Annotated in this window: 24 protein-coding genes; 17 read left to right on the forward strand and 7 right to left on the reverse strand. The window is 67.4% G+C overall.

All coding sequences use genetic code 11. From position 1 onward, the window contains the following. Nucleotides 1-38: 38 nt before the first annotated feature. Together H3H55_RS32655 and H3H55_RS32660 are read right to left on the reverse strand one after the other, a co-directional pair. Complete coding sequence (locus H3H55_RS32655; protein ID WP_193102342.1) at nt 39-1,211, reverse strand: porin; 1,173 nt, start codon at nt 1,209-1,211, stop codon at nt 39-41. Nucleotides 1,212-1,370: 159 nt separating this feature from the next. Further along, complete coding sequence (locus H3H55_RS32660; protein WP_193102344.1) at nt 1,371-2,204, reverse strand: helix-turn-helix transcriptional regulator; 834 nt, start codon at nt 2,202-2,204, stop codon at nt 1,371-1,373. 241 nt (nt 2,205-2,445) lie between these two features. Here H3H55_RS32660 and H3H55_RS32665 point away from each other — a divergent pair, with 241 nt between their 5' ends. The 9 genes from H3H55_RS32665 (at nt 2,446) to H3H55_RS32705 (ending at nt 12,910) form a co-directional block, all read left to right on the forward strand. After that, nucleotides 2,446-3,567: a polyamine ABC transporter substrate-binding protein gene (locus tag H3H55_RS32665; RefSeq protein ID WP_129517605.1), complete on the forward strand. Its 1,122-nt coding sequence runs from the start codon at nt 2,446-2,448 to the stop codon at nt 3,565-3,567. Between the two features lie 11 nt (nt 3,568-3,578). After that, a complete protein-coding gene (locus H3H55_RS32670) occupies nt 3,579-4,712 on the forward strand; it encodes a polyamine ABC transporter ATP-binding protein (RefSeq protein ID WP_193102346.1) in 1,134 nt (377 codons plus the stop codon). Between the two features lie 7 nt (nt 4,713-4,719). After that, nucleotides 4,720-5,643 (forward strand): ABC transporter permease subunit, encoded by a 924-nt coding sequence (locus tag H3H55_RS32675; RefSeq protein ID WP_193102348.1) that lies wholly within the window; start codon nt 4,720-4,722, stop codon nt 5,641-5,643. Then, complete coding sequence (locus H3H55_RS32680; RefSeq protein WP_193102350.1) at nt 5,640-6,572, forward strand: ABC transporter permease subunit; 933 nt, start codon at nt 5,640-5,642, stop codon at nt 6,570-6,572. The genes H3H55_RS32675 and H3H55_RS32680 overlap by 4 nt, the downstream gene beginning before the upstream one ends. A 21-nt stretch (nt 6,573-6,593) precedes the next feature. Continuing rightward, entirely contained in the window at nt 6,594-8,159 is a 1,566-nt protein-coding gene (locus tag H3H55_RS32685; RefSeq protein ID WP_193102352.1) for a DUF3138 family protein, read from the forward strand. Nucleotides 8,160-8,185: 26 nt separating this feature from the next. Continuing rightward, on the forward strand, nt 8,186-9,478 hold the full coding sequence (locus H3H55_RS32690; RefSeq protein ID WP_193102354.1) for an NAD(P)/FAD-dependent oxidoreductase: 1,293 nt from the start codon (nt 8,186-8,188) through the stop codon (nt 9,476-9,478). A gap of 72 nt (nt 9,479-9,550) precedes the next feature. After that, nucleotides 9,551-9,931, forward strand: coding sequence for a cupin domain-containing protein (locus tag H3H55_RS32695; RefSeq protein WP_053077683.1), 381 nt, complete (start codon nt 9,551-9,553; stop codon nt 9,929-9,931). A 47-nt stretch (nt 9,932-9,978) separates the two neighbouring features. Beyond that, nucleotides 9,979-11,394 carry an amidase family protein gene (locus H3H55_RS32700; protein ID WP_193102356.1) on the forward strand — a complete coding sequence of 472 codons (1,416 nt, stop codon included), beginning with the start codon at nt 9,979-9,981 and terminating at the stop codon, nt 11,392-11,394. Nucleotides 11,395-11,419: 25 nt separating this feature from the next. Further along, on the forward strand, nt 11,420-12,910 hold the full coding sequence (locus H3H55_RS32705; protein WP_193102358.1) for an aldehyde dehydrogenase: 1,491 nt from the start codon (nt 11,420-11,422) through the stop codon (nt 12,908-12,910). A gap of 63 nt (nt 12,911-12,973) precedes the next feature. Here the strand turns inward: H3H55_RS32705 and H3H55_RS32710 are convergent, their stop codons facing one another. After that, nucleotides 12,974-14,827: an ABC transporter ATP-binding protein gene (locus H3H55_RS32710; protein WP_193102360.1), complete on the reverse strand. Its 1,854-nt coding sequence runs from the start codon at nt 14,825-14,827 to the stop codon at nt 12,974-12,976. Between the two features lie 98 nt (nt 14,828-14,925). Then, nucleotides 14,926-15,945 (reverse strand): alpha/beta hydrolase family protein, encoded by a 1,020-nt coding sequence (locus H3H55_RS32715; RefSeq protein WP_193102362.1) that lies wholly within the window; start codon nt 15,943-15,945, stop codon nt 14,926-14,928. Between the two features lie 157 nt (nt 15,946-16,102). Between H3H55_RS32715 and H3H55_RS32720 the strand changes: the two genes are divergently transcribed. The 4 genes from H3H55_RS32720 (at nt 16,103) to H3H55_RS32735 (ending at nt 18,473) form a co-directional block, all read left to right on the forward strand. Continuing rightward, nucleotides 16,103-16,699 carry a TetR/AcrR family transcriptional regulator gene (locus H3H55_RS32720; protein ID WP_129517617.1) on the forward strand — a complete coding sequence of 199 codons (597 nt, stop codon included), beginning with the start codon at nt 16,103-16,105 and terminating at the stop codon, nt 16,697-16,699. Between the two features lie 140 nt (nt 16,700-16,839). After that, on the forward strand, nt 16,840-17,211 hold the full coding sequence (locus H3H55_RS32725) for a CidA/LrgA family protein (protein ID WP_193102364.1): 372 nt from the start codon (nt 16,840-16,842) through the stop codon (nt 17,209-17,211). Continuing rightward, entirely contained in the window at nt 17,208-17,942 is a 735-nt protein-coding gene (locus H3H55_RS32730; protein ID WP_193102366.1) for an LrgB family protein, read from the forward strand. Before H3H55_RS32725 ends, H3H55_RS32730 begins: the two co-directional genes overlap by 4 nt. A 225-nt stretch (nt 17,943-18,167) precedes the next feature. After that, nucleotides 18,168-18,473 (forward strand): hypothetical protein, encoded by a 306-nt coding sequence (locus tag H3H55_RS32735; protein WP_129517620.1) that lies wholly within the window; start codon nt 18,168-18,170, stop codon nt 18,471-18,473. Nucleotides 18,474-18,559: 86 nt separating this feature from the next. Here the strand turns inward: H3H55_RS32735 and wrbA are convergent, their stop codons facing one another. Both wrbA and H3H55_RS32745 read right to left on the reverse strand, forming a co-directional pair. Beyond that, complete coding sequence (gene wrbA, locus H3H55_RS32740) at nt 18,560-19,162, reverse strand: NAD(P)H:quinone oxidoreductase (protein WP_193102368.1); 603 nt, start codon at nt 19,160-19,162, stop codon at nt 18,560-18,562. Between the two features lie 61 nt (nt 19,163-19,223). After that, nucleotides 19,224-19,949, reverse strand: coding sequence for a pirin family protein (locus H3H55_RS32745; RefSeq protein ID WP_129517622.1), 726 nt, complete (start codon nt 19,947-19,949; stop codon nt 19,224-19,226). 128 nt (nt 19,950-20,077) lie between these two features. Between H3H55_RS32745 and H3H55_RS32750 the strand changes: the two genes are divergently transcribed. The 4 genes from H3H55_RS32750 (at nt 20,078) to H3H55_RS32765 (ending at nt 23,721) form a co-directional block, all read left to right on the forward strand. After that, nucleotides 20,078-20,992 carry a LysR family transcriptional regulator gene (locus tag H3H55_RS32750; RefSeq protein ID WP_193102370.1) on the forward strand — a complete coding sequence of 305 codons (915 nt, stop codon included), beginning with the start codon at nt 20,078-20,080 and terminating at the stop codon, nt 20,990-20,992. Nucleotides 20,993-21,086: 94 nt separating this feature from the next. After that, complete coding sequence (locus H3H55_RS32755) at nt 21,087-22,208, forward strand: Fic family protein (RefSeq protein WP_226800658.1); 1,122 nt, start codon at nt 21,087-21,089, stop codon at nt 22,206-22,208. Between the two features lie 122 nt (nt 22,209-22,330). Then, nucleotides 22,331-22,519, forward strand: coding sequence for a hypothetical protein (locus tag H3H55_RS32760; RefSeq protein WP_226800659.1), 189 nt, complete (start codon nt 22,331-22,333; stop codon nt 22,517-22,519). Between the two features lie 131 nt (nt 22,520-22,650). Continuing rightward, nucleotides 22,651-23,721, forward strand: coding sequence for a lysozyme inhibitor LprI family protein (locus H3H55_RS32765; protein WP_193102372.1), 1,071 nt, complete (start codon nt 22,651-22,653; stop codon nt 23,719-23,721). A 24-nt stretch (nt 23,722-23,745) separates the two neighbouring features. Here H3H55_RS32765 and H3H55_RS32770 read toward each other — a convergent pair whose 3' ends face one another. Next, nucleotides 23,746-24,831: a LacI family DNA-binding transcriptional regulator gene (locus tag H3H55_RS32770; protein ID WP_193102374.1), complete on the reverse strand. Its 1,086-nt coding sequence runs from the start codon at nt 24,829-24,831 to the stop codon at nt 23,746-23,748. Nucleotides 24,832-24,984: the final 153 nt, after the last annotated feature.

Here is a 24,984-nt window from a genome sequence, read left to right on the forward strand (position 1 = left end):
GTGCGCGCCTGCCGGGCTTGCGTCGCGCAACGACGCGATCAGAACTTGTGGCGAATCCCGACGATCGCGAGTTCCTGCGTATCGGTGCCGGAGTTCACGCCGTACGAGCCGACCGACGCGGCGGCCTTGACGGTCGCGCCGCTCGCGTTGAGCGTGTTGCCGCTCGCCTTCTGATAGCCGAACAGCGCGTACAGGTCGGTGCGCTTCGACAGTGCGTAATCCGCGCCGAGGTTGACCTGGTTGTAGTGCGCGGAAGCCGGGCCCGTCAGCGACGTGTAGTTGTAGCCGACGCCCGCACGCAGCGCCGGCGAGAACTGCCAGTTGAAGAACGCCGAGCCGTTGTTGAACTTCGCGTTCTGGCTGAACGCCGACAGCGTGTCCGCGCCGTACTGCGTGTTCGAATACGCGAGGCCGAACGTCGCCGGCCCGGCCACGTACTGGCCGGCGACGCGCACGATCTGGATCGACTTCGCGCTCGAGAAGCCCTGGTTGATCACGGTGTTGAACAGCGTGTCCGAACTGCTCGACCACGTGCGCACGCCATTCGCGACTGTCGAACCGCCGTTCGCGTAGAAGAAGCCGGCGCCGAGCGACAGCGGGCCGTTCGCATAGCTCGCGCCGACGCTGTAGGTGCGGCCGTTGCCGGTGGCGCCCGCGACACCGCCGAAGCCGTACAGCGCGGCGAACTGGAAGCCCGAGATCAGTGGGCTCGTGTATTTCACCGAGTTGCTGACGCGCAGGCTGTTGTCGTAGTTGTCGAGATCGCCGGGCGTCGCGAACACGCCGCCGAAGTAGTTGTCCTGCGTGAGGCCCTGCACGAGATCGACGACCGGATCGTACTGGCGGCCGAGCGTCACGGTGCCGTACGTGCTGCTCGCGAGGCCGACGACGGCCTTGCGGCCGAATTCGCGCTGGCCCTGACCGAGCGCGCCGGTGCCGATGTTGAAGCCGTTCTCGAGCTGGAACAGCGCGGACAGGCCGCTGCCGAGATCCTCGATGCCGCGCAGCCCCCAGCGGCTGCCCGACAGGTTGCCGCTGCTGAACTTGACGAGGCTCGACGCGTTGCCGCCGCTCGCGTTCTGCGCGTTGTGCACGTACGCGATGCCCGCGTCGGCGATGCCGTACAGCGTGACGCTGCTCTGCGCATGCGCACCGGTGGCGTAGAGCGCGGCCGGCAGCGCGAGCAGTGCGAATGACCGAATTCGTTTCATTGTTGGATTCCCCCGTTGGTCGATAGGTCTGACGAATCGGTGAACGATACGGACAGCGCATCGTCGAGGGAACCAATAAATTGTCGGATCGTTATGAGGCGGCGCGGAGATGGATGCGCACGCAACGAGCAGGCGGTCGGCGGCCGCTGCGCGGGGAATCTATGCGTCGTGCCGCCGCGACGCGTTTTTCAGCACGAGCGTCATCAGTTGACGGCGCGAATCGACGCCGAGCTTCGCGAATGCGCGCTTCGCGTACGTGTCGATGGTGGACGTCTTGAGCCCCATCGCTTGCGCGATCGCGGCCGACGTCATGCCCTGGATGAACGACGCGCATACGTGCATTTCGCGCGCGGTCAGCCGTTCCTGCCATTCCGGCAGCCATTGCGCGACGAGATCGAGATCGAGCTCGTCGCGCGGCACGTCGTCCGCGCAGATCGCGCCGAGCAGGCGCTTGTGCGCGGACGCCATCGGCAGCACGACCTGCGACAGCTGCTTCAGCAGGCTCAGTTCCTTCAGCGAAAACGGCGGCAGCCGCCGCGAGCGCGCGATCGAGATCGAGTAGCGCGTGCCGCCCGTCACGCCCGCGATCACGCATTCGTCGTGAATGTCGCCGGCGTCGAAGAACAGATGCCGGAGCTCGCTCGCGACGCGCTGCGCGGATACCTGCAGCAACTGCACGTCGCTTTCGGTTTCGATCGCCGCGTACGTCGCGTCGTCGCTCGCGTAGCTGCGGTAGTAGTGACGCATCACTTGCGCGACCAGCTCGGGCTCGCGGCCGAAGCTGCCGATCCAGCCGACGCTGCGCCGGCCCGACGACGGGCCGCGGTCGTAGTCGAGATGCACGGCGTCGAAGTCGACGTAGCGCACGAGGGTGTCGTAGACGGCGCGCATGAACTGCGGCGTCCCGACGGTTTGCGCGATGTCGCCCAGCGTTTCGGTCACGAACGCGACGTGGCTCAGCGAGAGATCGGGGGCGGGAAGCGCAGCGCTCATGGCGTCGTGTTTCGAAGATTTCAGGTGGCGCTACAGGTATCACGAATATTTTCGACTGCCTACGCGGGAATCTACCCAACCGGCCCCGATCGGCGTTGCCGTTTGTCCCGGTTTTCGGGACTGACGGTGCGCGCCGCGATCTCTACATTGACCCTTGTGCTGAACACCGCTCGACGGCGTTGACGCGAGTCCGGACCCGGACCGGGCGCAACGGCCGATCCCCATCACAAGGAGACTCCCCATGCGTATCCGTATCCGTCGCCACCCGGCCTTGCGTGCCGCGCTCGTCACGTCGGCCGGGCTTGCCCTCGCGGCCAGCCTGTCCGCGCGGGCGGGCGACACCAACCTGAACGTGTACAACTGGTCGGAGTACGTCGCCAAGGACACGGTGCCGAACTTCGAGAAGCAGTCGGGCATCAAGGTCCGCTACGACAGTTACGACAGCGACGATACGCTGCAGACCAAGCTGCTCGCCGGCAGCTCGGGTTACGACATCGTCGTGCCGACGTCGAACTATCTCGCGCAGCAGATCCAGGCCGGCGTGTACCAGAAGCTCGACAAGTCGAAGCTGCCGAATCTCGCGAACCTCGACCCGGTGCTGATGAAGATGATCGCGAAGGCCGACCCGGGCAACCAGTACGGCGTGCCGTGGGCGTGGGGCACGACGGGCATCGGCTACAACGTCGAGGCGGTCAGGAAGCGGCTCGGCGACAACGCGCCGACCGACAGCTGGGCGTTGCTGTTCGACCCGGCGAACGCGGCGAAGCTGAAGGGCTGCGGGATCTCGCTGCTCGATGCGCCGGACGCCGCGTTCGCGGCGGCGCTGCAGTACATGGGCAAGGATCCCGAGAGCAAGAACCCGGCCGACTACCAGGCGGCCTACGACGTGCTGAAGAAGATCCGCCCGTACGTGACGCAGTTCAGCTCGGCCGGTTATGCGGACGATCTCGCGAACAACGATGTCTGCGTCGTGCTCGGCTGGTCGGGCGACGTCAGCATCGCGCGGCGGCGCACGCTGGACGCGAAACGTTCGTACGAGATCCGCTACGTGAATCCGAAGGAAGGCGGCCTGCTGTGGTTCGACGTGATGGCGATTCCGAAGGATGCGCCGCACCCGGAAGCCGCGCTGAAGTGGATCAACTACATCGAGGAGCCGAAGACCAACGCGGCGATCACGAACGAGATCTTCTATCCGACCGCCAACAAGGCCGCACGCGCATTCGTGACGCCGGCGATCGTGCAGGACCCGAGCGTCTACCTGTCCGACAGCACGATTGCGAAGGCGTCGCTCGCGATGCCGAGAAGCGCCGATATCGCACGGATGCAGAACCGTCTGTGGCTGCAACTGAAGTCGGGCGGTTGAGGGCGACGACGATGATCCATACGCTCCCCGCCGCGCCGGCCGCGGCCGGCGCACGCCACGACGCATTCGTGCGCATCGAGAACGTCGTGAAGAAATTCGGCGACAGCACGGCCGTCGACAACGTGAACCTGACGATCGCGAAGAACGAACTGTTCGCGCTGCTCGGCAGTTCGGGTTGCGGCAAGTCGACGTTGCTGCGCATGCTCGCAGGCCTCGAAACGGTTACGTCGGGCAAGATCCTGATCGACGGCGAGGACCTCGTGCAGATGCCGCCGTACAAGCGGCCCGTGAACATGATGTTCCAGTCGTATGCGCTGTTCCCGCACATGACGGTCGAATCGAACGTCGCGTTCGGCCTGAAGCAGGAAGGCACGCCGAGGAACGAGATCAAGGAGCGCGTGGCCGACGCGCTTGCGCTCGTGCAGATGAGCAAGTACGCGCAACGCAAGCCGCATCAACTGTCCGGCGGCCAGCAGCAGCGCGTCGCGCTGGCGCGCTCGCTGGTCAAGCGCCCGAAGCTGCTGCTGCTCGACGAGCCGATGTCCGCGCTCGACAAGAAGATCCGCCAGAAGACCCAGCTCGAACTCGTGAACATCATCGACAAGGTCGACGTGACCTGCGTGATGGTCACGCACGACCAGGAAGAGGCGATGACGATGGCGAGCCGCCTCGCGGTGATGAGCGAAGGCAAGATCGTGCAGATCGGCGCGCCGGGCGAAGTGTACGAGTTTCCGAACAGCCGCTTCTCGGCCGAATTCATCGGCTCGACCAACCTGTTCGAGGGCCGCGTCGTCGAGGACGAGCCCGATCACATCTTCGTCGAAAGCGACGACCTCGAAGCACGCATGCACGTGAGCCACGGTGTGACGGGCCCGCTCGGGATGCCGGTCGGCATCTCGGTGCGCCCGGAACGCGTGCACGTGTCGCGCGAGAAGCCGGGCTCGAAGCACAACTGGGCGCGCGGCGTCGTGACCGACATCGCGTACATGGGCAGCTATTCGCTGTATCACGTGCGCCTGCCGAGCGGGAAGACGGTCGTGTCGAACCTGTCGAGCTCGCACCTGATGAGCGACACGGCCCCGGCCTGGAACGACGACGTGTTCGTGTCGTGGTCGCCGGCCAGCGGCGTCGTGCTGACGCAGTGAGGACGCCATGACGAGACCTTCCGTTTCCGCTCCGTCGTCGCTGTCGCGCTGGCTGCCGTCGGGCCGCAGCGTGACGATCGGCGTGCCGTTCCTGTGGCTCGTGATCTTCTTCGCGCTGCCGTTCGTGCTGGTACTGAAGATCAGCTTCGCCGACCAGATGCTCGGCATTCCGCCGTACACCGCGCTCGCACGGCTGGAGGCCGGCACGGTGCAGGTCGTGCTGTCGCTGAAGCATTACGCGCTGCTGCTGCAGGACGACCTGTACCTGAACACCTACGTCAGCTCGCTGAAGATGGCCGCCGCGTCGACGCTGATGTGCCTGCTGGCCGGTTACCCGATCGCGTATTGCATCGCGCGGGCGGCGCCGGCCCGCCGCAACCTGCTGATGATGGCCGTGATGCTGCCGTTCTGGACGTCGTTCCTGATCCGCGTCTATGCGTGGGTCGGGATCATGAAGGACGACGGGCTGCTGAATCACGCGCTGGCGGCGCTCGGCGTGATCGCGACGCCGCTGCGGCTGTATCACACCGACGCGGGCGTCTACATCGGGATGGTCTATTCGTACCTGCCGTTCATGGTGATGCCGCTGTACGCGCATCTCGTGAAGATGGACCTCACGCTGCTCGAGGCCGCGAACGATCTCGGCGCGACGCCGTGGTCCGCGTTCTGGCGCATCACGCTGCCGCTGTCGCGCAACGGCATCGTCGCGGGCAGCCTGCTCGTGTTCATCCCGGCGGTCGGCGAATACGTGATCCCCGAACTGCTCGGCGGCGCGAACACGCTGATGCTCGGCCGCGTGATGTGGGACGAGTTCTTCAACAACATGGACTGGCCAATGGCGTCCGCCGTGACGGTGACGATGGTGCTGCTGCTGCTCGTGCCGATGGCGCTGCTCCATTACAGCCAGGCCGAAGAGGAGGCGCAGCCATGACCCGCGCGAATCGCATCCTGTCCGCGTGCGTGCTGGGCGCGGGTTTCCTGTTCCTGTACGTGCCGATCGCGAGCCTGGTCGTCTATTCGTTCAACGCGTCGAAGCTCGTGACGGTGTGGTCGGGTTTCTCGCTGAGGTGGTACGGCGCGCTGCTGCACGACGACGAACTGCTTACGGCCGCGTGGCTGTCGCTGAAGATCGCGCTGCTGACGGCGACCGCGTCGGTCGCGATCGGCACCTGGGCCGGCTTCGTGCTGGCCCGCATGGGACGCTTTCGCGGCTTCACACTCTATGCGGCGATGATCAACGCGCCGCTCGTGATTCCCGAAGTGATCCAGGGCATTTCGCTGCTGCTGCTGTTCGTCGCGATGCAGCAGACCTTCGGCTGGCCGGCCGGCCGCGGCTGGCTGACGATCTGGATCGGCCACGTGATGCTGTGCCTGTCGTTCGTCGCGGTGATCGTGCAGTCACGCGTGAAGGAGCTCGATCGCTCGATCGAGGAAGCCGCGCTCGACCTCGGCGCACGGCCATGGAAGGTGTTCTTCGTCATCACGCTGCCGCTGATCGCGCAGGCGCTGGTGTCCGGCTGGCTGCTCGCGTTCACCGTGTCGATCGACGACGTGATCCTGTCCGCGTTCCTGTCGGGCCCCGGTTCGACGACGCTGCCGCTCGTCGTGTTCTCGCGCGTGCGGCTCGGGCTGAACCCGGAGATGAATGCGCTCGCAACGGTGTTCATCACGGTCGTGACGATCGGCGTCGTCGTCGTGAACCGCGCGATGCTGGCCCGCGAGCGGCGGCAGGCGCGCGACGCGCGTGCGTGGCATGCGGCATCCGCGCCGGACACGCCCGCTTCACCGCCCGCCATGCCGCCCGCGCGCCCACCGGCCGTGCCGCCGCTGCACGACCGCGTACCGCATCCCACGAAGTGACGAACGACAAGGAGACGTTTCATGAAAAAGAAGATGCTCTGCGCGCTGATTGCCGGTGTGCTGCCGGGGTTGGCCGCCGCCAATTCGAGCGCCGACCAGATCAGGGCGCTGCAGCAGCAACTTGCCGTGCTGCAGAGGCAGATGAGCGTGATGCAAGCGCAACTCGCCGCGAAATCGCCGGCCGCACCGGCGTCGTCGAACGTGGCGGCCGGCGCGACGGCGGCCGACCCGTCCGCGCCCGGCTACGGGCAGGCGCCGGCCGTGCTGTCCAACGACGACGTGTCGGAGATCCGGCAGCAGGTCGCGAACCAGCAACTGAAGGTCGATTCGCTGACCGACGCCGCGCGCACCGGCCCGATCGCGGGGCTGTCGGTGACCGGTTACCTCGACCCGACCTACGTGGTCAACCGCGGCGCCGGCACGTCGTCGTTCCAGTTCGCGAACCATGAGAACGCGTACACCTATTACAACAGCACGTTCGGCGACGTGTTCCTCGATATCAAGAAGACGTTCGGCGTCGGCCCGACCGCGCCGTCCGCGGAAATCACGCTGATGCCGAACCGCGGCGCGGGCCTGTCGATGATGACGGGCAGCGGCGCGAGCGGGCTCGACATCGTGAATACGGCGGTCGTCACGGTGCCGCTGTCGGGCACGACCTCGTTCGTCGGCGGGCTCGTGCTCGGCTTCGGCGGCTACGAGTACCAGCAGTCGAGCCAGATGCTCACGCTCACGCACAACCTGCTGTACGACTTCTCCGATCCCGGCTCGTCGATCGGCGCGGGGATCAACTACCAGAGCGCGGACGGCCACTGGGCGTGGAAGTTCTTCGTCGGCAACGAGCAGTTCCGCAGCGCGGGCGCGGTCACGCAGACCGGCGTCAACGCGTTCGGCGACCCGATCACGACGAGCAACAAGGTGCCGACCTTCACCGCGCGCGTCGATTACATGCGCGGCAGCGCGCTCGACGTCGGCGGCTCGATCAACATCGGCCGCCAGACGCTGGTCAGCGCGATCGACCCGGCCACCGGCAACGTGCGCTACGGCGTGGGCGGCAACGCGCCGAGCGCGTACGGCGCGTTCTTCTTCGGCGAAGCCGACGCAACCTACACGCTCGCCGATGCGCAGTACAACGCCGAACTCGACTACGGTCAGCAGCAGCACGGCGCGTTCAACGGCGGGCTCGCGCAGTGGTTCGGGCTGTCGCTGCTCGCGCACCGCAAGTTCAACGCGCCGGTGGTCGGCCGCATGGGCGCGACGTTGCGCTACGACCTGCTCGTGAACCGCAAGAACGGCGGCGGCGGGTCGTCGATCGGCCTGAACGGCAACGGGATGGACCCGAACAACGGCTTCGGCATCGACGCGGACTGCCTCGCCATGTCGAAGGCGAACGGCGGCGTCGGCTTCGAGTGCAAGGGCGCGACACGGCAGGCCGCCGCGTTCGACCTGCTGTTCTACCCGACCCAGCAAGTGACGGTGAAGGTCGAATACCGGCACGACTGGGCGAGCAACAAGGTCTTCCTGCGTCACGACGGGTCGTATACGAAATCGAACGACCTGCTCGCGACCCAACTCATCTACGCGTTCTGACGCGACGCCGTTCGCGAGTCTTACTTATGCTCAAGTTCGAAAATCAGCAGCATGTTCAGTCGTACTACGCAGCGTCGGTAAACAACCGGGTGCGCCATCCGCCGCTCGACGGGGCCGTGACCGCCGATGTCTGCGTGATCGGCGGCGGGCTCACCGGCCTGTCCGCGGCGCTCGATCTCGCCGAGCGCGGCCATTCGGTCGTGCTCGTCGAGGCATCGCGGATCGGCTGGGGCGCGAGCGGCCGCAACGGCGGCCAGCTGATCGCCGGGTACGCATGCGATGTCGATACGTTCGCGGCCTACCTGCCGGAAGACGACGTGCGGCGCGTGTGGGCGATGGGGCTGGAATCGGTCGACATCGTCAGGCAGCGGGTCGAGCGCTACGGCATCGATTGCGACCTGACCTTCGGTTACGTGACCGCCGCGAACAAGCCGCGCCATCTCGATGCGCTGCGCGCGTGGCGCGATACCGCGGCGAAGCGCTTCGGCTATCGCGGCTACGAATGCGTCGAGCGCGCCGACATGCCGCGCTTCGTCGCATCGGACCGGTACATCGGCGGCCTTCGTTACGAAGGCAGCGGCCACCTGCATCCGCTGAACTACACGCTCGGTCTCGCGCGGGCGGCGCGCGACGCCGGCGTGACGATCCACGAGGACACGCCCGCGCTTGCGCTCGATCGAACGGCGCAGCATCACCGCGTCACCTGCGCGGGCGGGCACGTCGACGCGCGTTACGTCGTGCTGGCCTGCAATGCGTACCTGGGGCGGCTGGCGCCGGCGCTCGCGCGCAAGATCATTCCGGTGGCCACGTACCTGATCGCGACGGAACCGCTCGGCGACGCGCGCGCGGCCGAGACGATGCCGGCCAATGCGGCGATCTGCGACAGCAAGTCGGCGCTCGATTATTTCCGGTTGACGGCCGACCGCCGGCTGCTGTGGGGCGGCAAGGCGAGCAGCTCGACGCACACGCCGCGCGATCTCGCGGCCGCGATGCGGCGCGACATGCTGAAGACGTTCCCGCAGCTTGACGATGTGCGGATCGACTACGCGTGGGGCGGCCTGATCGACGCGACGATGAATCGTGCGCCGCATTTCGGCCGGCTCGACCCGACCGTGTATTTCGCGCAGGGTTTTTCGGGGCACGGCGTCAACGTGACGGGCCTCGCGGGGCGGCTGATCGCGGAAGCGATCGATGCGCAGGCCGCGCGCTTCGACCTGTTCGGCCGGATTCGCCATCGCGACTTCCCCGGCGGGCGCGCGCTGCGCACGCCGATGCTGGCGCTCGCGATGACGTGGCACCGGATGATGGACCTGCTTTGATCCGCGTGGGCCGGGTCGCACCGGCCGCGCGGCACCGAAACGTTTCGAACCACTGATGTCCTGGAGGCAACCATGACCAACATCACGCATCTCGTCGACCTGATGCGAGCGCCGGCGAAGCTCACGCAAAGTCGCGTGCCGAGCGGGCTGCTGCTCGACGGCAATCCGATGCAGACGCTGTCGCATCACTACATCAGCCCCTGCGGGCAGTTCAGCTGCGGGATCTGGGAATGCACGCCCGGCCGCTGGACGATCGAGTACGACGAGTCGGAGTATTGCGAGATGCTGAGCGGCGTCGCGATCGTGCGCGATGCGGACGGCCGCGAGCGCGTGCTGCGCGCCGGCGACCGGTTCGTGATCCCGCCGGGGTTTCGCGGCACGTGGGAAGTCGTTGAAACGTGCCGCAAGATCTATGCGTCGCACGCACCGCAGGCCGGACCGTTGCGCACGTAGTGCGTGGCCGAGTCAATCCAATCATCGAGATCAACGAGGAGCAAACCATGACCCAGGAATTGTGGCGTCTGAGCGCGGCCGAGATGGCCGCACGCGTCGCGCGTCGCGACGTGTCGGCGACGGAACTCACGCGCAGCTGCCTGCAGCGGCTTGAACAGGTGAACCCCGTCATCAACGCGATCGTCGACGTGATGGCGGACAGTGCGTTGCAGGCGGCGTCCGATGCCGACGCGGCGATCGCGCGCGGCGCGCCGGTCGGCCCGCTGCACGGCGTGCCGGTGACCGTGAAGATCAACGTCGACACGGCCGGGCACGCGACGACCAATGGCGTGCGCGCGTTTTCGGACCTGATCGCGCAGGAGGACAGCCCGGTGACCGCGAACCTGCGCAAGGCCGGCGCGATCGTGATCGGGCGCAGCAATGCGCCGGCGTTTTCGTATCGCTGGTTCACCGACAACGAACTGCATGGCCGCACGTCGAATCCGTGGGATGCGTCGCTGACGCCGGGCGGCTCCAGCGGCGGCGCTGCCGCGGCCGTGGCTGCCGGCATCGGTGCGATCGCGCACGGCAACGACCTGGGCGGCTCGATCCGCTACCCGGCCTACGCGTGCGGCGTCGCCGGGCTGCGGCCGAGCACCGGGCGCGTCCCCGCATACAACCCGACGCAGTCGAAGGACCGCACGCTCGCGGTGCAGCTCGCGTCCGTGCAGGGGCCGCTCGCGCGCACGGTCGGCGATTTGCGGCTCGCGCTCGACGCGATGGCGGCCGGCGACGTGCGCGACGCGTGGTGGATGCCGGTCGCCCCGGCCGCGCGCGATGCCGCGTTCCCCGCACGCGTCGCCGTGTGCCCGGCGCTGCCGGGCGTGCCGTCCGATCCGGTGGTGGCCGACGCGATCCGGCAGGCCGCGCGCTGGCTCGAGGACGCCGGCTGTGTCGTCGAGGAAGCGGAACCGCCGCGGATCGCCGAAGCCTGCGCGCTGTGGGTCGACCTCGTGACCAACGAAGCGCGCAGCGGGCTCGGCGACGTGATCATGGAGCACGGCGACGCGGCGATCCGCACCGCGTTCGCGAGCCAGCGCAATCTCGCGGCGCCGCTGGATCTTGCCGGCTACATGAACGGCCTCGCGCGGCGCACCGCGCTGCTGCGCGACTGGCAGCAGTTCTTCGCACGCTATCCGCTGCTGCTGATGCCTGTGTCGTGCGCGCGGCCGTTCCCGATCGACGTCGACCTGCGCGGCGACGACGCGATGCGCCGGATCGTCGACCTGCAGGGGCCGCTGCTCGCGACCGCGCTGCTCGGGCTGCCGGGGCTGTCGGTGCCGACCGGCATCCGCGACGGCGTGCCGACCGGCGTGCAGCTCGTCGCCGGACGCTTCCAGGAAGCGCTGTGTCTCGCCGCGGGCGAGGCGATCGAGGCGCGCGCGGGCATCTTCACGCCGATCGATCCGGTCACCGGATCGTGATTCTCCGATTTTTACAGGATTCCAAATGAATCAACGGACATTCGAAGACTGGCAGGCCGGCGCGGCCGGACTGCGGATCGAAGGGCGCGTGTTCATCGACGGCGAAGCGCGTCACGCGCACACCGGCGCGACCTTCGCGTGCGTGAGCCCGATCGACGGTTGCGTGCTCGCGCACGTGGCCGATTGCGGCGACGACGATGTCGACGCGGCGGTCGCGGCCGCGCGCCGCGCGTTCGACGCGCAGGTCTGGGCCGGCATGAATTCGCGCGCCCGCAAGGCCGTGCTGCAGCGCTGGGCCGCGCTGATGCGCGAGCATCTCGACGAACTCGCGCTGCTCGAGACGCTCGACACCGGCAAGCCGATCGGCGACACGACGGCGATCGACGTGCCGGCCGCCGCGCATTGCGTCGACTGGTATGCGGAAGCGATCGACAAGGTCGGCGGCGAGGTCGTGCCGGCCGACCATCATCTCGTCGGGCTCGTCACGCGCGAGCCGATCGGCGTCGTCGCGGCGGTCGTGCCGTGGAATTTTCCGCTGCTGATGGCCGCGTGGAAGTTCGCGCCAGCGCTCGCGGCCGGCAACAGTGTGGTGCTGAAGCCGTCGGAGAAATCGCCGCTCACCGCGATCCGCGTCGCGCAGCTCGCGTGCGACGCCGGCATGCCGCCCGGCGTGTTCAACGTCGTGCCGGGCGGCGCGGAGCCGGGCAGGGCGCTGGCGCTGCATCGCGATGTCGACTGCCTCGCGTTCACGGGGTCGACGCGCACCGGACAGCAGATCATGGCGTGTGCCGCGCAGTCGAACCTGAAACGCGTGTGGCTCGAACTCGGCGGCAAGTCGCCGAACATCGTGCTGCCCGATTGTCCCGATCTCGATCGTGCCGCGCAGGCGGCCGCCGACGCGATCTTCTTCAACATGGGCGAAGTGTGCACGGCCGGCTCGCGGCTGCTCGTGCATCGCGACATCAAGGACGCCTTCGTCGCGAAGGTGGTCGCGGCGTCGCGGCGTTTCGCGCCCGGGCATCCGCTCGATCCGTCGGTGACGATGGGCGCGATCGTCGATCGCATGCAGCTCGATCGCGTGATGGGCTATATCGGTCACGGGCGCGACGAAGGCCGCCTCGTGACGGGCGGTGCGCGCGTGCGCGAGGAGACGGGTGGGTTCTACGTCGAGCCGACCGTGTTCGAGGTGAAGGCCGATGCGAAGATCGCGCGAGAAGAGATTTTTGGACCCGTGCTGTCGGTGATCGAGTTCGACGACGTCGACGAAGCCGTGCGGATTGCCAACGACACCGAGTACGGGCTGGCGGCGGCCGTCTGGTCGGCCGATCTCGCGACGGCGCATCAGGTCGCGCGGCGGCTGCGCGCGGGCACCGTGTGGGTCAACTGCTACGGCGACGGCAGCGACGACCTGAATTTCCCGTTCGGCGGCTACAAGCAGTCGGGCAACGGTCGCGACAAGTCGCTGCACGCGCTCGACAAATACACCGAGCTGAAATCGACGATCTTGCGCCTGTAGTGTCGGGCGCGACGCGCGGCCCTGGCAACGAGGCCGCGCGTCGCACGCATGCCGATGAGCCCCTTACTGCGCCGCGCCCTCCGCATCCGCCGTTTCGCCGAGGAAACCGCCGCTCTGGTGTGCCCACAGCGCCGCATAGATACCACCCGCCTGCAGCAGCTGCTGGTGCGTGCCTTCCTCGACGATGCGCCCTTCGTCGAGCACGATCAGCCGGTCCATCGCCGCGATCGTCGACAGCCGGTGTGCGATCGCAATCACCGTCTTGCCATGCATCAGGCCGTCGAGGCTGCGCTGGATCGCGACTTCGACTTCGGAATCGAGTGCACTGGTTGCTTCGTCGAGCACGAGGATCGGCGCGTCCTTGAGCATCACGCGCGCGATCGCGACGCGCTGCCGCTGGCCGCCCGACAGCTTCACGCCGCGCTCGCCGACCTCGACGTCGTAACCGCTGCGCCCGTGGCGGTCGCGCAGCCGGTCGATGAACTCGGACGCCTCGGCGCGCACGGCCGCGTCTTGCATCTCGCGCTCGGTCGCGTCGGGGCGCCCGTACAGCAGGTTCTCGCGCATCGTCCGGTGCAGCAGCGACGTATCCTGCGTGACCATCCCGATCGCGCTGCGCAGGCTGTCCTGCGTCACGTGCGCGATGTCCTGCCCGTCGATCCGGATCGTGCCGCCGCCCACGTCGTAGAAGCGCAGCAGCAGGTTCACGAGCGTCGACTTGCCGGCGCCCGAGCGGCCGATCAGGCCAATTCGCTCGCCCGGCCGGATCGTCAGGTTCAGCCCGTTGAACACCGCACGGTCGTTGTCCTCGTGCGCGAACTGCACGTTGTCGAACACGATCCCGCCGCGTTGCACCACGAGCGGCTTCGCATCGGGCGCGTCGACCACGCTGTGCACCTTCGTCAGCGTGTTGATGCCGTCCTGGATCGTGCCGACGTTCTCGAACAGCTCGGTCATCTCCCACATGATCCAGTGCGAATAGCTCGACAGGCGCAGCGCCATCGCGATCACCGCCGCGACGACGCCCGCGCTCACTTCGCCGTGCATCCACAGATAGACCGCGAGGCCGGAGGAGCCGACCAGCAGCAGCGTCGACAACAGGTGGTTGACGATCTCGAACGCGCTGACGAGCCGCATCTGCGCGTCGCCGGTCGCCTTGAACGCTTCCATCGCGCGGCGCGCGTGGTCGGCTTCGCGCCGCGTGTGCGAGAACAGCTTCACGGTCGTGATGTTCGAATACGCGTCGGTGATGCGCCCGGTCATCAGCGCGCGCGCATCGGCCTGCCGGCTGCCGACCTTGCCCAGGCGCGGCACGAAATACGCGCATGCCACGCCATAGCCGAGCGCCCACAGCACGAGCGGAATCATCAGCCGCCAGTCGAAGCTGGCCGCGAGCGCGAGGATGCCGATCAGGTACGCGGCGACGCCGATCACGACGTCGACCGACATGAACAGCGCGTCCCGCACGGCGAGCGCGGTCTGCATGATCTTGGTCGTCACGCGGCCCGCGAATTCGTTCGCGTAGAACGACAGGCTCTGGTCGAGCATCAGCCGGTGAAACAGCCAGCGCAGCCGCATCGGGAAGTTGATCGCGAGCACCTGGTGCTTGACCATCGTATGCAGCGCGATCAGCACCGTGCTGCCGGCGAGGATCGCCGCGAAACCGGCGAGCGTGCCGAAATGCCGGCCGCCAAAATCGGCCGGCGTCGCCGACGACAGCCAGTCGACCACGCGCCCCATCATCGCGAACAGCGCGGCTTCGTATGCGGCCAATGCGGCCGACGTCAGCGCGATCAGCAGAATCCAGCTGCGCGCGCCTTTCGTGCACGCCCAGACGAACGAGAAGAATCCCTTCGGCGGCGTGACGGGATCTTCGAGCGGGAAAGTCGGCAGGCGCCGTTCAAACCACGAGTACATTGGAACTTCTCCTTGATGCGGCCGCGCCGAACGACGCAGCCGGGATTGCCTGTTTCATGCGCGGCGCGATCCGCGTCGCCGCCGTGCGTCACGCGTGTTCAATGCAACCGGATCCACGCTTCGATCGGGCCGAGCGTGTCCGGCGCATACGCATGGCGCCCGAGCGCCATGTACAGCCACGTCTTCCACTTCGGCCAGTCGCTCTCGAGCTGGTAGTCGAACCAGCCGGCGCGCAGCAACGCGTGCGTCGCACCGGGCACGACCACCACGCGCCGGTCGGGCCGGTTCGCGAACGCGTGCGCATAGGTGTTCGCCTCGTCGCCCGGATCGACGTTGCGGTCCAGCGCACCCCACACGGCCAGCACGGGCCCGTGCATCGTCGCGAGCGCCTGCGACGCGTCTTCCAGGTAGTTGCGCGCGATGAAGCCGAAGCGGCGCGGCTCGATGTCGGGGCGCCGGCCCGGATCGGCCAGCACGTCCGCCCGACCGAAGATTGCGTCGTTGTCGCGTCGCTCGGCGGCCAGTGTCGCATCGATTCGATCCGGCTGCAGGCCGGTTGCCTCGAGCTGCTGTCGCGTCAGGTAGGTGCCTTGCCGGCGCCAGTTGACGGCGCCGCCGACGATCACCGAGAACGCGGGCCGCACGGCGTTGGCCACGCGCGGCACGACCCAGCCGCCCTGCGAGAAGCCGAGCAGGCCGACCTTGTGCGCGGGACCGGCGGCCGCACGCACGCGCGCCAGCGCCGCGATCGTTTCGCTCGCGCGGTCCTGCATCGATTGCGCGAGCCAGTCGCCGCCGCTCCTGCCGGTGCCCTGCTTGTCCCATGCGAACACGCCGATACCGGCGTCGAGCAGGCTGTTGACGAGCGGCAGCATCGCGTCGTCCGCGAAGCGCGTGCGCGGCCCGTCGCCGTGGACGAGCAGCACGATCGGCGCGTCGGGCACATGGGCCGGCAGCGCGAGCGTGCCGACGAGATCGGCGCCGCCGGCATGGAACGTGAGCGTCGATACCTCCGCGCCCTTCAGCTCGAAATCGGACAGGCCGCGCAACACAAGCGCGGTGAGCGCGGCGAGCACGAGCAGGACGATTGCGATGCCGATCATGACGATTCGTTTCAAGGGGCCCTCTGATCGATGGTGCGAAACGGACAATGCGAACCCGCCGGCGGCACGTGCATGAGCACGACGCCTTGACGCCTGCGGGACATCGCGATGATAATAGATCGACTAATCAGTCTAGTAAAGATTCGAGTCACCGTCGAGCCCGGAGTTCCCGTTGAGAAAGATCGATCCTGAAAGAGTGGAAGCGAAGCGGCGCCAGATCCTGGACGCCGCGATCGACTGTTTTGCGCGCGACGGCTTCCATGCAACGTCCACGGCCGCGATATGCAAGGCGGCCGGCATGAGCCCCGGCAACCTGTTTCACTATTTCCCGACGAAGGCGGCGATCATCGAGGCGATCGCGCGGGACGACCAGCGCGAGATGGCCGAGTTGTTCGCACAGCATGCGGACGCTGACGATGCGCTGGCCGCGATCGAGGAGATCGCGCTGGCGTTGATGGAGTGGTCGAGCGATCCCGTCTATGCGCGCATCAGCATCGAGATTGCGGCGGAAGCCACGCGCAATCCCGATGTCGCCGCACTGTTCGCGGCGAACGAGGCGCAGGTGAAAGGGCGGATGGTCGATCTGATCAAGCGCGGGGTCGCGCAGGGGCGGATCGACGGGAGCCTGAAGCCCGATCTGGTTGCGACCTGGCTGCTGGCGCTGGCGGAAGGCGCGGTCTGCCGGGTCGTGTTCGAACCGGGATTCAAGCCGCGCGCGCACCGTGCGATGTTGCGGACGATCATCCAGCGGATGATGCGGCCGCAGTGACGGTGGTGGTGGCGAAGAACCGATGACTCGAATGGGTCGCGGCATGATGTCCGCCGGCGCGCGAAGTTGATACGATCGCGCATATCGTTCAAGCCGGCGCCGCGATCCGCCGGCTCGGCCACGTTCGGGAGAAGCGCTCCATGCTGCAGGCGTTCGCGGTCTTGCTCACCTTCCAGTGTCTCGGGGAAGGCGTGTCCTATCTGTTCGGCCTGCCGGTGCCCGGCCCCGTGATCGGCATGCTGCTGCTGTTCGGCTTCGTGATGCTGCGCCCGCAGGTGGCCGATGCGATCGAGCCGACCGCGCTCGAATTGCTGCGCCACCTGTCGCTGCTGTTCGTGCCGGCCGGTGTCGGCATCATGGTGTCGGCCGACCGCGTGCGCGGCGATGCTGTCGCGGTCGTCGTCGCGCTGGCCGTCAGCACCACGCTCGCGATCGCCGTGACGGCGCTCGTCACGCGCGCGCTGCTGCGACGTCAGCGCCGCACGGACGGCACCGCGGGAGGCGCGCAATGACGGCCTTCCCGAAACTCGGCGCGATCTGGGTCTATCTCGCCGCGAGCCCGCTGCTGGGCCTGACCATCACGCTGATCGCGTATCTGTTCGCGCAGGCCGTTTATGCGCGGGCGCGCTTCAACCCGCTCGCGAACCCGGTGCTGATCGCGGTCGCGCTGATCGTCGTGCTGCTGACGATCACCCATACGCCGTATCCGACGTATTTCGAAGGCGCGCAGTTCGTCCACTTCCTGCTCGGCCCCGCAACCGTCGCGCTCGCGCTGCCGCTGTATCGCCAGTGGTCGAAACTGCGGCGCACCGCGGTGCCGCTGCTCGTCGGCCTGCTCGCGGGTTCGCTGACCGCGATCGTGTCGGCGGTCGGCATCGCGGCGCTGTTTGGTGCGTCGCATCAGACGATTGCATCGCTCGCGCCGAAATCGGCGACGACGCCGATCGCGATGGCCGTCGCCGCGGAGATCGGCGGCATTCCGTCGCTCACCGCCGTGCTCGTGATCTCGACGGGAATCTTCGGGGCCGTGTGCGCGCGCGGAATCCTCAACGTGCTGCGGGTCGAGGAGGCGGCCGTGCGGGGCTTCGCGCTCGGCGTCGCGTCGCACGGGATCGGCACCGCGCGCGCGTTTCAGGTCAGCGAGGAGGCCGGCGCGTTCGCCGGGCTCGGGATGGGGCTGAACGGTGTGCTGACGGCCTTCGTCGTGCCGATCCTGCTGCCGATGCTGTCGCGCTGGGTCTGAGCGCCGGTTACCCGGGGGTATCGGTTTCCCTGATGGCGCGCACGGCGTGCCGAAACGGCGGCGCGCGCGGCCCGCACGTATCGCTGCCGTTATCGGGAGAATTCAGGAACGCACAGGGACATTTGTGCAGTGATCGGCTAACGTTGCATCGGCGCCGTTGCCGCAAGCCTTCGCGTGCGCGCCGGTGTTCGACCCACAACCAACAATCGACAAGGAGATCCGGCCATGAAGAAGTCTCGCGTGGTTTCGGTGGCAGTAGCAGTAACGGCGTCGTTCGGTCTGCTGTTGACCGCCGCGCCGGCGGCATACGCGCAGGATCCGGCGTCCGCGCCGACGCAGAAGCAGCTCGACAAGGCGCAGAAGAAGGCCGCGCGCAAGGCGGCCCGCGCGCGCCACGCGTCGGACCTGAAGTCGATCGGCACCGGCAGCGGTTACCGGCTGACCAACGACCAGAGCAACTATCCGCAGAACGCCGCGCAGAAGGCGCCCGCGACGAAGGCGGCGCCCGCCGCGCCGGCTTCCGGGCAGTAACGGCCGGAAGGCGTGCACAGCGCAAACGGCGCCGGGTCGACCGGCGCCGTTTGTTCGTGTGCGGGGCCGCGAGGCCCGCGCAGGCGTTACGACGCGAGCTTGTTCGCGAGTTCCGCGACGTGCTTGCCCTGGTAGCGGGCGATCTCGAGTTCGTTCGCGCTCGGCTGGCGGCTGCCGTCCGCGCCCGCGAGCGTGGTCGCGCCGTACGGCGTGCCGCCCGTGATTTCGTTCATGTTGACGAGCCCGCTGCACGCGTACGGCACGCCCACGATCACCATGCCTTGATGCAGCAGCGTCGTATGGAACGACGTGATCGTCGTTTCCTGGCCGCCGTGCTGCGTGCCGGTCGACGCGAACACGCTGCCGATCTTGCCGACGAGCGCGCCCTTCATCCACAGGCCGCCGGTCTGGTCGAGGAACGTGCGCATCTGGCCGGCCATGTTGCCGAAGCGGGTCGGCGTGCCGAAGATGATCGCGTCGTAATCGGCGAGTTCGTCCACGGTGGCGACCGGTGCGGCCTGATCGACCTTCACGCCGATGGCCCTGGCCTGGTCGACCGGGATCGTTTCCGGTACGCGCTTGAGTGCGACCTCGACGCCGGGCACCGATTTCGCGCCTTCCGCGATGTGTTGCGCCATCGTTTCGACGTGCCCGTAGGACGAGTAGTAAAGAACGAGTACCTTGGCCATGTTGCGAATCTCCGATTAAAAGAGCCCCGCGTTCAGCGGGGCCCGGTTTCCCGAACGGGCGTCATGCCCACTCGGCCGTCACTTCGACCGGACGCAGGTCGAACACCAGCACTTCGGCATCGTTGCCGTCGGCGAACGTCAGCGCCTGCTCGTTGCGGACGCGCAGGCCGTCGCCTTCGCCGAGCGTCATGCCGTTGACCGTCACGCTGCCGCGTGCAACGTGCACGTAGGCAAAGCGGTTCGGCGCCAGTTCCAGCGTCGCTTGTTCAGCGCCGTCGAACAGGCCTGCGTAGATCCGCGTGTCCTGCCGGATCTTCAGCGAACCGGCGTCGCCGTTCGGCGACACGACGAGCGTGAGCTTGCCGCGCTTGTCGCCGGCCGTGATATTCGTCTGCTGATAACGCGGCTCGGCACCCTTTTCGGCCGGCCCGACCCAGATCTGCAGGAAGTGAACCGGCGTTTCCGGCGAGTGGTTGAACTCGCTGTGGCGCACGCCCGTACCCGCACTCATCAACTGTACGTCGCCCGGCACGATCACCGAGCCGGTGCCCATCGAATCCTTGTGTTCGAGCGCGCCGTCGAGCACGTACGACAGGATTTCCATGTCGCGGTGCGGGTGCGTGCCGAAGCCGCCACCCGGCGCGACGCGGTCGTCGTTGATCACGAGCAGGTCGGAGAAGCCGACTTGCTTCGGATCGTAGTAATTCGCGAACGAAAACGTATGACGGGAGCTGAGCCAGCCATGCTCCGCACGGCCACGTTGGTTTGCTGCACGGATTTCGATCATGATTTCTGTCCTTGAAGTCGCCGGACCTCGGAAGTGGGACCGGCCGTTCGTTGAGATGAATCTTAGGTCAATCGATTTGACAAATAAATGGCTATGGAGATAATGACTGTCGCTATGGAGTGGACAATATGGAACTCAACGATCTGAGGATCTTCGTCGCGACGGTCGATGCGGGCAGCTTCACGGCGGCGGCCGACCAGCTGATGCTGTCCAAGCAGTTCGTCAGCCGGCGCACGATGGCGCTGGAGGCGTCGCTCGGCGTGCGGCTGCTGCATCGCAACACGCGCAATCTCGCGGTGACTGAATCGGGGCAGGAGTTTTATGCGCGGGCGCAGCGGATCCTCGCGGAGATCGCCGACGCCGAGCAGGCGATGTCGGTGCGCAGCACCGAGCTGCACGGGTCGCTGAAGATCAGTGCTCCGCTGTCGTTCGGGATCACGCACGTGTCGCCGCTGATCGCCGAATTCCTGTCCGCGCACCCGGCCGTGCGGCTGAACCTCGACCTGACCGACCGGCGCGTCGACCTGATCGGCGAGGGTTTCGATCTCGTGCTGCGGATCGGCTCGCTCGAGGATTCGACGCTGATCGCGCGGCCGCTCGGCGCGTGGCAGATGATCGCGTGTGCGAGCCCGGCCTATCTGAAGCGGCAGGGCACGCCCGCGACACCGGCCGATCTTGCCGGCCACACGTGCCTGTTGTACGGGCGCGAACGGCGCGTCGGCTGGGAATTCCGGGTCGACGGCGCGGCGCGCACGTTCGACGTGCAGGGGCCGCTCGTCGCGAACAACGGCGAAGTCGTGCGCGACGCGGCGATCGCGGGGCTCGGCATCGCGCTGCTGCCGCACTTCATCGTCGGCGCGGCGCTCGACAGCGGCGCGCTCGTGCCGGTGCTCGACGCGTATGCGCCGTCGCCGATCACGCTCAATGCGGTGTTTCCGCAGCATCGGGAAGGGTTCGTCACGCTGCGCACGTTCATCGGGTTTCTCGCGGAGCGGCTGGGGCAGGCGACACCGGCGGCGAAGGGCGGGGGCCGCGCGCGGTAGCGGGCCGGTTTGCGGTGAATAGGGCGGCTATTCTCCGCAGAATTTGCGGAGAATATTGAGGCGTGCGGTGAATCGGTGGGATAATCTCCGCATCATGAGCGGAGATTACACCTTCATCTGGGAGTCGGCCGACTGGCCTGCATGGCGCTTCGACCTCCCGGCACTTGCCACGTCACTCGCCGACGTCAGCCGTGCGCAAGGCACGCTGGTCGGGCGACTGGCGGATATCGGCCTGGCGCTGCGCGATGAGGCCAGCCTGGTCGCGCTGACGGAGGACGTCGTCAAGACCAGCGCCATCGAGGGCGAAAATCTGAACGTCGCATCGGTCCGATCGTCGATTGCGCGCCGGCTCGGGGTCGATATCGGTGCGCTCGCGCCGGTCGATCGCCACGTCGAGGGCGTGGTCGACATGGTGCTGGATGCGACGACGCATTCGGCGGCGCCGGTCACCGAAAGCCGTCTGTTCGGGTGGCATGCGGCACTGTTCCCGACCGGCTATTCGGGGATGTCGCGGATCACGGTCGGCGCATGGCGTACGGATGCAAGCGGGCCGATGCAGGTGGTGTCCGGGCCGATCGGCCGACAGCATGTGCATTTCGAGGCGCCACCCGCCGCGCGGCTGGCCAACGAGGTCGGGCGCTTTCTTGCGTGGCTCAATGCCACGCCGGCCGAGCCGTTGCTGATCCGGGCCGGCCTGGCCCATTTGTGGTTCGTCACGCTTCACCCGTTCGACGATGGCAACGGCCGTATCGCGCGAGCGCTCGGGGATCTGGTCCTTGCGCGCGCCGATCGGAGTCCGCAGCGCTTCTATAGCCTGTCGGCACAAATCCAGCGCGAGCGTAACGCGTATTACGACGTGCTGGAGCGTACGCAGCGCGGCTCGCTCGACGTCACCGAATGGCTCGCATGGTTTTTGAATGCACTCGACAGGGCCATCGATCACGCGCACACGACGCTCGACGCGGTCCTGGTCAAGGCGCGCTTCTGGCAGCGATGTGCGGGCTTCGCGATGAACGCACGCCAGGTCAAGGTCATGAATCGCCTGCTCGACGGCTTCGAAGGGAAGTTGACGACCAGCAAGTGGGCGGCCCTGGCGAAGTGCTCGCAGGATACGGCGCTGCGCGACATCCTGGAACTCGTCGAGCGCGGTGTGCTGCGTCGCTCGTCGTCCGGCGGCCGGAGCACGAGTTACGAACTGGCGCCGTTCGACGTCTGACGCCGGCACCGGTTTGCCCGGTCAGCGACGGATCTCCATCGTGGTTCCCCGTCGGTCACTCGCGCATAACCTGAGTCCGGCACCATGCAGAGAAGATCGGACTGCTTAGCGATACGTTTCTGTTGACGTCTGCGCTCCTCGGCGTGCTCGCCGTGGCCGGTTCGACGGGCTTGCGCCTGGCCACAGGGGCCGACGGTGTAATGGTCTTCATCGGGATCATTGATGCGGCTGCGGAAGCCGGGTTGCGCGACGGCATCGTGCAATGCAGCGTGGCAGCCGCGACGGTTGCGATGGCATCGAACGTCGATTGATCGGCGTCGTGCATTCGGGTTACGCTTCGGCGGGCGATGGCATGCGCCGCATGCCGGGCCGGGCGTTTTTACCTCGAATGTCGCGTGCAGGTAGCTTCTGCAAGCGCGCAAACCAGCGACGAGCCAAGCCGATGACCCTCCAGATCCGATCGAACGTGCGCGGCCCGGCCGCGACTGCTCCATGCGATGCGCGGCACACGCCGCTGCGATCCGTCGCGATGGCCGCACTGCTGTCGCTGTTGCCGATCGCCGCGCACGCGGCCGGCTTCGACTGCGCGAAGGCCGCTTCGCCGACCGAGAAGACGATCTGCGCGGACTCCACACTGTCGAAGCTCGACGGCGACCTGTCGGCGACGTGGAAGAAGGCACTCGCGAAGGGCGGCGATACGGCCGCGTTGAAGGCCGCGCAGCTGAAGTGGCTCAAGCAGCGCGACCAGTGCAGCGCCGATGCGCCATGCCTTGGCGACCGCTATCGCGAACGGCTCGCGAGCCTGAACGGCACGCCGCTTGCCGCCGATCGCTGGCAGCAGACCTGGACGATGACGAGCGACAACCCGTCGTTCGGCGGCGTGCTGACGTTGACCGGCACCGCGCCGCGCCTGCATTTCGAGCTGAGCGCCAACAACGGCGCGAATACCGGCGGGCTCGACGGCGACGTCGTGCTGCATGGCGACAGCGGCACCTACCGCAAGGACAAATGCCGGCTCGATTTCGAACGGAAGGGCGGACGCATCCGTGTCACGCAGCAGGGTGCGGATTTCGATTGCGGCGCCGGCTCGGGTGTTGTCTATGCGGGCGACTACGTGACCGCGTCGCAGGTGCAGGCCAGGCCGCAGGCCGACCTGCTGAGCCTGAAGGTCGTGACCGACGCGACGCAGAACGCGATCGCGCACAAGCTGCTCGGCGCCGACTACGCGACGCTTGTCGACATGGTCAACAGCAGTGCCGACGAAACGGATCTCGACGGGCTGCACGCGCGCGTGATGTCGTACTGGGTGCGCGGCATCGCGACGACGAACGCGGCGATCGTGATGAGCCGCGGCACCGATCTGTGGATCGGGCTGCTCGTGTTCGACGCGCACGACAAGGTCAGGATGCGCTACTACTCGAACGTGCAGGCGTGGAAGAAAACCGTGCCGAAGACCCTCCAGGCGTGGCACGACAATCTCGACAAGACGTTGCCGATCGACGTGATGCAGTAAGCGCGCGGAGCGGCCGGCGCCGCTTCATTTTTTGCGCGATGCGCGTGCCTGCATCGGCGGCGCGACCGATTCCCGCGTTCGCAACTCCGGCATCACCGCCCGGCCGGGCCCCGTCGCGCCGTTTTCGAGCGCGTCGAGCAACGCATGCGCGGCCTGGCGCCCGATCGCATCGGTGTCGACCCACATCGTCGTCAGCGGCGGCTGGATCTCGCGCGCGAGCGCGATGTCGTCGAACCCGGTGATCGACAATTGCGCGGGCACGTCGATGCCGAGCGCCTGCGCCTCGAGCAACGCGCCGAGCGCGAGCGCGTCGTTGCCGCAGATCACGGCCGTCGGCCGTGTCGCCGCGTCGCTGTCGGCGATCGCGCGCAGGCTGGCCCGCCCGAACGCGATCGTGGCCGCGCCTTCATGCTGATGCACCGGGCGCACTGCAAGCCCGTGCGCGGCCAGCGTGTCGTGAATGCCGCGCAGGCGCGCCTGCACGCGGTCGTTGTCCGCCGACGGCTGCATGATGATCGCGAAATCGCGGTGGCCGAGTTCGAGCAGGTGGGTGGTGAGCCGCGCGAACGCCGCGCGGTTGTCGAAGCCGATGCAGCAGTGCGGGCTGTCGTCGCGATACGCGTAAGTGACGACGTACGGCACGCGGTGCAGCGCGAGCAGTTCGAACAGTTCCGGCGGATACGCTTCGCCGACCAGCGACACGGCTTCCACGCCGCGTGACAGCATCGCGCGCACCTGGGCCAGCGCCTGTGCGGGATCGTAGTTCGAGCAGCCCAGAAACAGCGTGATGCCGTGTTCGGCCATGACCGTCTGCATGCCCGCGACCTGCGACGCGAACACCTGGTCGTCGAGCGTCGGAATGATCGCGCCCGTGATGTGGGTGCGCGTGGACGCGAGCGCGCGGCCGGCCGCGTTCGGAATCCAGTTCAGTGTGCGCGCCGCATCGCGTACGCGCTGCTGCACGTCGGCCGACACCTTGCCGGGATCGTTGTACACGCGCGAGACGGTCGCGGTCGACACGCCGGCCAGCTTCGCGACATCGCCGAGCACCGAGCGGCCGCTGCCGCGGCGCGCACGCGATGCACCGCCGCGGGACGGGGTCGTGCTCATCGGCCGTCTCCCGGCGTGGCGGGGTGGCCCGCGCCGCGCGCTGTCAAAAGCGTCATTGTTTACCCTCGATTCATGATGGTCCCGCTTGCATTCCCGTTCGACCCTGTGAGAATGTAAGCGCTATCTTGATGCTGTATTCCTATTATGTCAGAC

This window comes from Burkholderia sp. Z1, from assembly GCF_014893795.1.
Classification (GTDB): Bacteria; Pseudomonadota; Gammaproteobacteria; order Burkholderiales; family Burkholderiaceae; genus Burkholderia; species Burkholderia theae.

Bases quoted from the DNA above. Each gene is read 5' to 3' on its own strand.
- H3H55_RS32655 (WP_193102342.1), bottom strand. From the start codon at position 1,211: ATGAAACGAATTCGGTCATTCGCACTGCTCGCGCTGCCGGCCGCGCTC.
- H3H55_RS32660 (WP_193102344.1), bottom strand. From the start codon at position 2,204: ATGAGCGCTGCGCTTCCCGCCCCCGATCTCTCGCTGAGCCACGTCGCG.
- H3H55_RS32665 (WP_129517605.1), top strand. From the start codon at position 2,446: ATGCGTATCCGTATCCGTCGCCACCCGGCCTTGCGTGCCGCGCTCGTC.
- H3H55_RS32670 (WP_193102346.1), top strand. From the start codon at position 3,579: ATGATCCATACGCTCCCCGCCGCGCCGGCCGCGGCCGGCGCACGCCAC.
- H3H55_RS32675 (WP_193102348.1), top strand. From the start codon at position 4,720: ATGACGAGACCTTCCGTTTCCGCTCCGTCGTCGCTGTCGCGCTGGCTG.
- H3H55_RS32680 (WP_193102350.1), top strand. From the start codon at position 5,640: ATGACCCGCGCGAATCGCATCCTGTCCGCGTGCGTGCTGGGCGCGGGT.
- H3H55_RS32685 (WP_193102352.1), top strand. From the start codon at position 6,594: ATGAAAAAGAAGATGCTCTGCGCGCTGATTGCCGGTGTGCTGCCGGGG.
- H3H55_RS32690 (WP_193102354.1), top strand. From the start codon at position 8,186: ATGCTCAAGTTCGAAAATCAGCAGCATGTTCAGTCGTACTACGCAGCG.
- H3H55_RS32695 (WP_053077683.1), top strand. From the start codon at position 9,551: ATGACCAACATCACGCATCTCGTCGACCTGATGCGAGCGCCGGCGAAG.
- H3H55_RS32700 (WP_193102356.1), top strand. From the start codon at position 9,979: ATGACCCAGGAATTGTGGCGTCTGAGCGCGGCCGAGATGGCCGCACGC.
- H3H55_RS32705 (WP_193102358.1), top strand. From the start codon at position 11,420: ATGAATCAACGGACATTCGAAGACTGGCAGGCCGGCGCGGCCGGACTG.
- H3H55_RS32710 (WP_193102360.1), bottom strand. From the start codon at position 14,827: ATGTACTCGTGGTTTGAACGGCGCCTGCCGACTTTCCCGCTCGAAGAT.
- H3H55_RS32725 (WP_193102364.1), top strand. From the start codon at position 16,840: ATGCTGCAGGCGTTCGCGGTCTTGCTCACCTTCCAGTGTCTCGGGGAA.
- H3H55_RS32730 (WP_193102366.1), top strand. From the start codon at position 17,208: ATGACGGCCTTCCCGAAACTCGGCGCGATCTGGGTCTATCTCGCCGCG.
- H3H55_RS32735 (WP_129517620.1), top strand. From the start codon at position 18,168: ATGAAGAAGTCTCGCGTGGTTTCGGTGGCAGTAGCAGTAACGGCGTCG.
- wrbA (WP_193102368.1), bottom strand. From the start codon at position 19,162: ATGGCCAAGGTACTCGTTCTTTACTACTCGTCCTACGGGCACGTCGAA.
- H3H55_RS32745 (WP_129517622.1), bottom strand. From the start codon at position 19,949: ATGATCGAAATCCGTGCAGCAAACCAACGTGGCCGTGCGGAGCATGGC.
- H3H55_RS32750 (WP_193102370.1), top strand. From the start codon at position 20,078: ATGGAACTCAACGATCTGAGGATCTTCGTCGCGACGGTCGATGCGGGC.
- H3H55_RS32755 (WP_226800658.1), top strand. From the start codon at position 21,087: ATGAGCGGAGATTACACCTTCATCTGGGAGTCGGCCGACTGGCCTGCA.
- H3H55_RS32765 (WP_193102372.1), top strand. From the start codon at position 22,651: ATGACCCTCCAGATCCGATCGAACGTGCGCGGCCCGGCCGCGACTGCT.
- H3H55_RS32770 (WP_193102374.1), bottom strand. From the start codon at position 24,831: ATGAGCACGACCCCGTCCCGCGGCGGTGCATCGCGTGCGCGCCGCGGC.